Raw genomic sequence first — 8,516 nt, 5'->3', positions numbered from 1 at the left:
CGCCGGCGCCGTGTCCGGCGCCGCCGCGCCGCGCGCCGCGTCTGGCGCCGCCGGCGCCGCGCCGCGCGCCCAAACGAAGTGACGCGAAGCGGGCGATTCAGCGCCCCGAGCCCCCGCTTCGAGGCACCTCGTTTGGGCCCGACGGAGCGGCCCGTACCTCGGCCACACGAGGTGACGCAAAAGGGGCGGTTCGGCGGACTGAGGCGCCGGTTTGAGGCACCTCGTTCGGAGCCGGCGGAGCGGCTCGCACCTCGGCCACACGAAGTGACGCGAAAGGGGCGGTCTGGCGGACTGAGGCGCCGGTTTGCGGCACCTCGTTTAGAGCCGGCGGAGCCGCGCCCGCGGCGCCCGCCACGTCGCAGCTCGGCCACACGAAGTGACGCAAAAGGGGCGGTCCGGCGGCCCGAGGACCCGGTTTGAGGCACTTCGTTCAGAGCCGGCGGCGCGGCCCGCACCTCGGCCACACGAGGTGACGCAAAAGGGGCGGTTCGGGGGCCCGAGGCCCCGGTTTGAGGCACTTCGTTCAGAGCCGGCGGAGCGGCTCGCACCCCGGCCACACGAAGTGACGCAAAAGGGGCGGTTCGGCGGGCTGAGGCGCCGGTTTGAGGCACCTCGTTTAGAGCCGGCGGAGCGGCGCGCGCGGCGCCCGCCGCGCCCCACCTCGGCCACACGAAGTGACGCGAAAGGGGCGGTTCGGCGGACTGAGGCGCCGGTTTGAGGCACCTCGTTCGGAGCCGGCGGAGCCGCGGCGCGGCGCCCGCAGCGCCCGCAGCTCGGCGACACGAGGTGACGCAGAAGGGGCCGTGCCGCGGCCCGAGGCGCCGGTTCGGGGCACCTCGTTCGGGGCGGGCGGGAGCGGCGAGCGCCTCGACGTCGAACGACCGGGGTCGCGCCGGCGAGTGAGGTTAGGCTAACCTAATCGCTTGTGACCCCCCATCTGCCGATCGGCGCCGCCCTCGTGGCCGACGGCGTCTCGATCGCCTACGACGGCGTCGACGTCGTCCACGACGCCCGACTCGAGCTCCGCCCCGGATGCGTCACCGCGCTGATCGGGCCGAACGGCAGCGGGAAGTCGACGCTCCTGCGGACCCTCGCGCGCCTCCAGCAGTCGCGGATCGGCTCGCTCGCCCTCGCCCTCGCCGACGGCGTCGACACCCGGCCCGCCGACCACCAGCCCGCCGACACCCGGCCCGCCGACCACCAGCCCGCCGCCACCCGGTCCGCCGACCACAGCGACGCCGACCACCAGCCCCTCGACGCCCTCGCGCTCTCGCCCCGCGACTTCGCCCGTCGCGTCGCCATGCTCACGCAGGGCCGCCCCACCCCGAGCGGTCTGACCGTGCGCGACGTCGTCGAGTTCGGCCGCTACCCGCACCGCGGCCGCTGGGGTCGGGGCGATGCCGACGGCTCGTCCGCCGTCGACCGCGCCCTCGACCTGACGGGTGTCGCCGCCCTCGCCGACCGCGGGGTCGACCAGCTCTCGGGCGGGCAGCTGCAGCGGGTCTGGCTGGCCAGCTGCCTCGCACAGGACACCGGCGTGCTGCTGCTCGACGAGCCCACCACGTACCTCGACCTCCGCTATCAGGTCGAGCTGCTCGACCTCGTGCGCGAGCTGGCCGACGACCGGCGCATCGCCGTCGGAGTCGTGCTGCACGACCTCGATCAGGCTGCCGCTCTCGCCGATCGCATCGTCGTGCTCAGCGAGGGCCGCGTCGTCGCCGAGGGCGAGCCAGCGGCCGTGCTGACACCGCACCTCCTGAGCGAGGTCTGGGGCATCCGCATCGACGTCGATACCGACCCCACCACCGGCCACCTGCGCACCCGCGCGATCGGCCGACACCACACCAGAACCGAGAGGCTCCACCCGTGAACACCAGACGACGACTCCTGACGGCCGCGGCCGTCGCCGCCGCCGCAGCCCTCACCCTCGCAGGGTGCGGCACCACCGAGACGACCGACGCCGGTGCGACCGCCGAGAGCGGCGAGCAGATCACGCTGACCGACGCGACCGGCACCGAGATCACGCTCGACGGCCCGGCGACGAAGGTCGTCGGCACCGAGTGGAACGTCGTCGAGGACCTCGTCGCTCTCGGCGTCGACCCGGTCGGCGTGGCCGACGTGCCCGGCTACGAGGCCTGGGGCTCCGCGGTGCCGCTGACGAACGAGCCCACCGACATCGGCACGCGCGGCGAGCCGAGCCTCGACACCGTCGCCTCGCTCGCGCCCGACCTGATCGTCGCGACCACCGATCTGCCCGCCGACGCCGTGACGCAGCTGCGTGAGATCGCGCCCGTGCTGCAGATCACCTCGGCCGACGCCTCGCGCCAGATCGAGAACTCGACCGACAACCTGGACCTGATCGCGAAGGCCACCGGCACCGAAGACCAGGCGACCGAGGTCAAGGACGCCTTCACCGACGCGCTGGCCGAGGGCAAGAAGGCCATCGCGGACGCCGGGCTCGAGGGCACGAACGTGGCCTTCGCCGACGGCTACGTCGACGCCGGCCAGGTCGGGATCCGCCCGTACGCCGCCGGGTCGCTCGTCGGCGACGTCACGGAAGAGCTCGGTCTCGCCAACGGCTGGACGGTCGAGGGCGACCCCGCCTACGGTCTCGCCTCGACCGACGTCGAGGGGCTCACGCAGCTGCCCGACGACACGCAGTTCCTGTACATCACGAACGAGGTCGACGGCGACGACCCCTTCGCCGACGTGCTGGGCGACAACGCCGTGTGGAAGTCGCTGCCCTTCGTCGAGTCGGGCGACGTGCACCGCCTGCCCGACGGCATCTGGATGTTCGGCGGCCCGGCCGCGATGACGGGCTACATCGACGCCGCCGTCGCCGCGCTGACCGACTGACGCCCGACCGACCGACCGACGCCTGACGCACCGAGCGACGCCACGACCGTGACCGCGACCGTCATCCCCACCGATCCCGTCCCGCCGACCCGGCAGGGGCGACCCGAGCGAGCCGAGGAGGCGCGGGTCACCGCGCCCCGCCGGCTCACCCCTCGATCGGTCGGGGTGACGGTCGCGCTGGTCGCCGTCGTCGTGCTCCTCGCCCTCGTCGACATCACGCAGGGCACCGCCGACGTCGGGCCCCGCCAGGTGTGGCAGGCCCTGACCGGGACGGCGACGGCGGGCGACGCGTCCGTGGTGGTGGCGTCGCGCCTCCCTCGGATGGTCGCCGGTCTCGTCGTCGGAGTCGCCCTCGGGGCCGCGGGCGCCGCGCTGCAGCAGATCAGCCGCAACGTGCTGGCCTCGCCCGACACCCTCGCGGTTAACGCCGGAGCCTCGGCGGCCCTCGCCGTGGCCGCGGTCACCGGTCTGACGCTGCCGCTGCTGGCCTCGTCGGGCGTCGCGTTCGTCGGCGGGCTGATCGCCGCGGCCGTCGTGCTCGCCCTGTCGGGACTCGGCTCGGGCACCGTGCGGCTGGTGCTCGCCGGCAGCGCGCTGGCGCTCGGGCTCGCCTCGGTCACGAGCTCGCTGCTGCTGCTGTTCCCGCAGCAGACCGTCGGCCTCTACCAGTGGGGGCAGGGCAGCATCTCGCAGAACGGCTTCGCCGGCGTGGTGCAGCTGACCCCGATCGTCGTGGTCGGGCTCGTCGTGCTGCTGCTCGCCTCGACCCGGATCGACGCCCTGGCCCTCGGCGACGACGCGGCCCGCAGCGTCGGGGTCGACGTGCGCACGACCCGCGTCGTGACGGTGCTCGCCGCCGTGCTGCTGTCGGCGGCGGCCGTGACCCTGACCGGTCCGATCGGGTTCGTCGGGCTCTGCGCACCCGCCCTCGTGCGGCTGATGCGGCGCCTGGTGCCCGCCGTGCGGCGCTCGCTCGTGCTCATGCCGCTCGCCGGGCTGACCGGCGCCGGGCTCGTGCTCGGCGCCGACGTGCTGCTGCGGGTGCTGGTCGGGGCCGAGGCCTCGGTGCAGGTGCCGACCGGGGTCGTCACCTCGCTGCTCGGAGCCGTCTTCCTGGTCGTGCTCGCCTTCAGGGCCCGCGACCACGGCGGGGCGACGCCGGTCGAGCGGCACCCCATCGTGTCGCGCACCCGCTACGTCGCGACCCTCGTCGTCGTCGCGGCGGTGCTGGTCGGCGTCGTCGTCGCGTCGGTGCTGCTCGGCGACGCGAAGCTGCTGCTCGGCGACGTCGTCAACTGGATCGCGGGCCGCTCGGGGCCGGTCGTCAGCTACGTGCTCGACACCCGGGTGCCGCGCGTCGTCGCGGCCGTCACGGCGGGCGCCGCGCTCGCCCTCGCGGGCACCCTCGTGCAGGGCGCCACCCGCAACCCGCTGGCCGAGCCGGGCATCGTCGGCGTGACCGGCGGCGCGGGGCTCGGCGCCGTGCTGTTCGTCACCACCGTGCCCGCGGCGTCGGGCTGGGGCATCGCCGGGGCGGCCTTCGTCGGCGCGGTGCTCGCCTCGCTGATCGTCTTCGGTCTCGCCGCGCGCAGCGGCTTCGCCCAGAACCGACTCGTGCTGATCGGCATCGGTGTCGCGACCGCGACGACCGCCGCGATCAGCCTGCTCATCGTGCTCACCGACCCGTTCAACGGGGCGAAGGCGCTCACCTGGCTGTCGGGCTCGACCTACGGCCGCTCGCTCGCCGACTCGGCGCCGGTCGCGCTGGCACTGGTGCTGGCGGTCGTCGTGGTGGTCGCACAGCGTCGCCGACTCGACCTCGTGGGGGTGGACGACGACACGCCGCGCCTCCTCGGGGTCTCGCTCTCGCGCTCGCGCCTGGTCTTCCTGGCCCTGGCCGTGGTCCTGACGGCGACGGCCGTGGCGGCGGTCGGCGTGGTCGGGTTCGTGGGGCTCGTCGCACCGCATGCGGCCCGGGCGCTGGTCGGCAGGAGGCACGCCAGGGTCCTGCCCGTCGCCGTGCTGCTCGGAGCCGTGCTCGTGGGCCTGGCCGACGTGCTCGGACGCACCGCGATCGCCCCCGCGCAGCTCGGCGCGGGGCTGCTGACCGCCGTGATCGGGACGCCGTACTTCGTCTGGCTGCTCTGGCGCGGTCGCCGCTAGGGCGCGGGGCGCGGGGCGCGGGCGCGGCACCGCGTCGCACCGCCCCGCGCGCCCGGCCACCTCCGCGACACCTGTCGTCTCACTGCCGGTCACGCGCTCTCATTACGGTGCCGGAGGCCCGCTCGGGCCCACCCCGCACCGGACGAGAGGCACGATCATCACCACCGCGACCCCCCGACGAACCCCGCGACCAGGCCTCGCTCCCCGCCGACGCATCACGTCCCTCCTCGCCGCCGGAACCGGCCTCGGCATCGTCCTCTCCGGCTTCGGCGCGCTCTCCGCATCGGCGGCCACGCCCTTCGACCCGGCCGAGCTGAGCTACCCGTACCCCTCGAACGCCACGTACGACTACGTGCCGATCATCGACCGGTTCACGCAGCTGCGGGCCGACCGCCCCGACATCATCGCCCTGAACGACGCGATGACCGTGACGATCAACCAGAATGCGACCGCCGAGCAGGTCGACCGCGCCATCGTCGACCAGTACGACGACATGTCCGTGTCGATGGCCGACGGACTCGGCGAGAACCTGGGTGCGATCTACCGCGACGCGCGTCTGGCGGGCGAGCTGCCCAAGACCGAGGCGCTGCTGGCGAAGAGCGGCGGGCTGGTCGGCTACTACTCGTCGTCGAACCCCGCGAAGGAGCACTTCGACTGGGACCGCCCCTACATCCGGTTCCCCGAGCTGCTGACCTACCGCGACAAGCCGGGCGGCGACGCGTGGGCCTCCACGTCGGGCGCCTACCCGAGCGGGCACACCTCGCAGGCGTACTGGCAGGGCACCTCGCTCGCCACGATGCTGCCGGAGCTCGCGCCGCAGATCCTGGCCCGCACCTCCGAGGCGGGGAACAACCGCATCGTGATGGCCGCGCACTACCCGCTCGACGTGATGAGCGGTCGCATGATGGGTCAGCACATCGTCGAGCGCCGGTGGTCGGACCCCGAATTCCGCACCCTGTTCGAGCAGGCGAGCACCGAGCTGCACCAGGTGCTCGAGGCGGGCTGCGGCGCGCCGCTCGCCGACTGCATCGCGGCCGACACCCCGTACCTGAGCGACGAGGAGGCGCTGGCCGTCTACCGAGACCGCCTCGGCTACGACTTCCCCCTGGTCGGCGCCGCCGGTGAGCCGATCACCGTGCCCGAGAACGCGGAGTCGCTGCTCATCACGAGCCACCCCGACCTCACCGCCGAGCAGCGTCGCCAGGTGCTCGCGCTGACCGCCGTCGACTCGGGTCGTCCGCTCGACGAGGGCGCCGAGGGCAGCTGGCAGCGGCTCGACCTCGCGGCGGCCATGTCGGCGTCGGTGACGGTCGCGGCCGACGGCACGGTCTCGCTGGTCGACCCGGCCGCGCCGCCGGTCGACCCTGCGCCCGTCGACCCCGCGCCGACGGACCCGGCACCGACAGACCCGGCGCCCGTGGACCCGGCTCCGGTCGACCCGGCTCCGGTCGACCCCGCACCCGTCGACCCGGCGCCCGCGGACCCGGCCGCGCCCGCGCCCGCGGATCCGACCGACCCGGCCGCGGTGCCCGCCGACGACGAGCAGGACGCCGGGGGCGCGGCGCAGCAGCCCGGACCCGGCACGTCCGCCGGTGACGACGTCGCTCTGGCCGACGACGGGTCGCTCGCCTACACGGGCTCGGAGTCGATCGCGGGCATCGTCGCCGCGGCGCTCGCGCTGATGGCGGCGGGCGCGGGGCTCATCGTCGCCCGGCGCCGACGCCTCCGCCGCCTCCGCTAGCGGCCCCCGGCCACGGTGGTCGGAAGACGCCCTCCGCCACGGCGCGCGAGGGCGTCTTCCGCCCACCCTCGGGCGGGGCGGGGCGGCTCGCGCGCGAGCGCACGGACTCGGCGGCGACTCAGCCCTGGCGCGCCACCGCGTGCTCGGCCTGCTCGCGGGTCAGGTCGGTGACTCCTCCGCAGTTCGTGCACTGGTTCGAGTACCGCGACGACACCGTGAACAGCGGGATGAAGAACAGCGTGAACTTCGTCGAGAGCTTCTCGACGCCCTGCGGCACGTTCTTGTCGCAGTAGCCGCAGATGAACACGACGGTCACGAGCAGCGAACGGCGGAGGGTCGTGCCGAAGAGGAGGAACATCGCTCGACCGTAGTCCAGCGGCCTCCGCGGACGTCGAGCGGCATCGAGGTGACGCATCAGGGGCCCTCGGCGGGGCGGGGAGCCCCCGACGGGTCACCTCGATGCACGTCGGCCGCGAGGCGAGGCCGGCCGAGTGCACGACGGGTGTTGCACGATCGTGACGACCCGCGCCTCCTCGGCTCGGTAGCGTCGGGGGCATGGGGAAGACGACACGACTTCGACAGGGCGTCATCGGCGGAATCGCGGCCGTGCTGCTGCTGACCGGGTGCACCGCAGGAGGCGCGGGTGACGACTCCGCGACCCCCGGCCCGACAGGCGGTGGCGACTCGACCCCCTCCGCCGGCGCCACGCCGTCGTCGACGCCTGCACCCGACGACTCGGCCGCCTCGCCGGTCACCGAGATCGACCTCGACTGCGCCGCCCTGCTCGACTCGGCCACCGCGAGCGCGCTGCAGCCCGAGTGGACTCCGCGCGACTACTACGCCCGCGCCGACGCCGTGCCCGCCGACTACGCGATCGCGCAGGAGGGCGGCCTGATCTGCACGTGGAACGACGGAGCCGCCTCCGACGGCAAGAACAACCCCGTGCCGGGCAGCGACTACACGGGGCTGCTCGTGCAGGTGCTGCCGCACGCCGCCGAGCAGTACGCGCAGCTGGTCGCCACCTACGGCGAGAAGACCGAACCCGACTGCTACGACAACATGAGCGTCGAGAACCAGGGGACCGCGGGCTGCACGCACGACATGCTGATCGGCGACACCTGGGTCAGCATGCTCGCGACCGGGCTCGTCGTGCCCGAGGGCGGCTCGAACGAGAAGGTCTTCGCGCCGGCCGTGCGCTCGGTCACCGACGCGGTCACCGCGGCCGACGTCTCGGACGACCCCTGGCCGCTCGGCGGGGCGCTGCCCGGCTTCACCTGCAACGCCGACGCCCCGATCGACGGAGCGGCGCTCGGCATCGACGACGAGGTGCAGCTCGTGCTGCCCGGCGGCGGGTACTCGATCTACGCGGCGGCCTGGCAGCGTGCGGCGGCCTCGAACTGCTTCGTGTCGGTCGCCGACGGCGGTGCCGACGCCGCGGTCGACTCGGTGGCCGACGAGAGCCTGCTGGTAGGAGGCGCGTGGGCGCTCGATCAGCGGCTCGAGTTCGGGCACGTCGACGCGTCGTCGGCGGTCGAGGTGCCGGGGCTCGCCTCGGGAGACCGCGCCTACCGCACCTGCGCCGAGACGTGCATCACCGACCTGGTGCTCGGCGACGACTGGGTGCGGCTGATCGTGCACCCGGTCGTGGTGCCCGACGTCGAGGCGGCCAGCGAGGCGCTCGCCGCCGACTACGTCGCCCGCGCAGCCGCGTAGCGCCGGCGCGCCCGCCGCGCGCACCGCGCGCGCCGCGGGCCGC

The 8,516-nt window shown here is 74.4% G+C and carries 6 protein-coding genes; 5 read left to right on the top strand and 1 reads right to left on the bottom strand.

The annotated features are described in order from the left end of the window. Positions 1-925 precede the first annotated feature (925 nt). The 4 genes from SOM11_RS15010 (at position 926) to SOM11_RS14995 (ending at position 6,760) form a co-directional block, all read left to right on the top strand. A complete protein-coding gene (locus SOM11_RS15010; protein ID WP_414655474.1) occupies positions 926-1,870 on the top strand; it encodes an ABC transporter ATP-binding protein in 945 nt (314 codons plus the stop codon). After that, a complete protein-coding gene (locus SOM11_RS15005; RefSeq protein ID WP_320478547.1) occupies positions 1,867-2,856 on the top strand; it encodes an iron-siderophore ABC transporter substrate-binding protein in 990 nt (329 codons plus the stop codon). Before SOM11_RS15010 ends, SOM11_RS15005 begins: the two co-directional genes overlap by 4 nt. 48 nt (positions 2,857-2,904) lie before the next feature. After that, positions 2,905-5,019 (top strand): iron ABC transporter permease, encoded by a 2,115-nt coding sequence (locus SOM11_RS15000; protein WP_320478546.1) that lies wholly within the window; start codon positions 2,905-2,907, stop codon positions 5,017-5,019. A gap of 352 nt (positions 5,020-5,371) precedes the next feature. Next, a complete protein-coding gene (locus tag SOM11_RS14995) occupies positions 5,372-6,760 on the top strand; it encodes a phosphatase PAP2 family protein (RefSeq protein WP_320478545.1) in 1,389 nt (462 codons plus the stop codon). Between the two features lie 118 nt (positions 6,761-6,878). Here the strand turns inward: SOM11_RS14995 and SOM11_RS14990 are convergent, their stop codons facing one another. Then, positions 6,879-7,118 carry a zinc-ribbon domain-containing protein gene (locus SOM11_RS14990; RefSeq protein ID WP_320478544.1) on the bottom strand — a complete coding sequence of 80 codons (240 nt, stop codon included), beginning with the start codon at positions 7,116-7,118 and terminating at the stop codon, positions 6,879-6,881. Positions 7,119-7,315: 197 nt separating this feature from the next. Between SOM11_RS14990 and SOM11_RS14985 the strand changes: the two genes are divergently transcribed. Continuing rightward, on the top strand, positions 7,316-8,473 hold the full coding sequence (locus tag SOM11_RS14985) for a hypothetical protein (protein WP_320478543.1): 1,158 nt from the start codon (positions 7,316-7,318) through the stop codon (positions 8,471-8,473). Positions 8,474-8,516 lie beyond the last annotated feature (43 nt).

It is taken from the genome of Frigoribacterium sp. CFBP9029 (genome assembly GCF_034045305.1).
Lineage (GTDB): Bacteria > Actinomycetota > Actinomycetes > Actinomycetales > Microbacteriaceae > Frigoribacterium.
The sequence above is the reverse complement of the archived record's forward strand: the minus strand, read 5'-3'. Positions and strand labels throughout refer to the sequence as shown.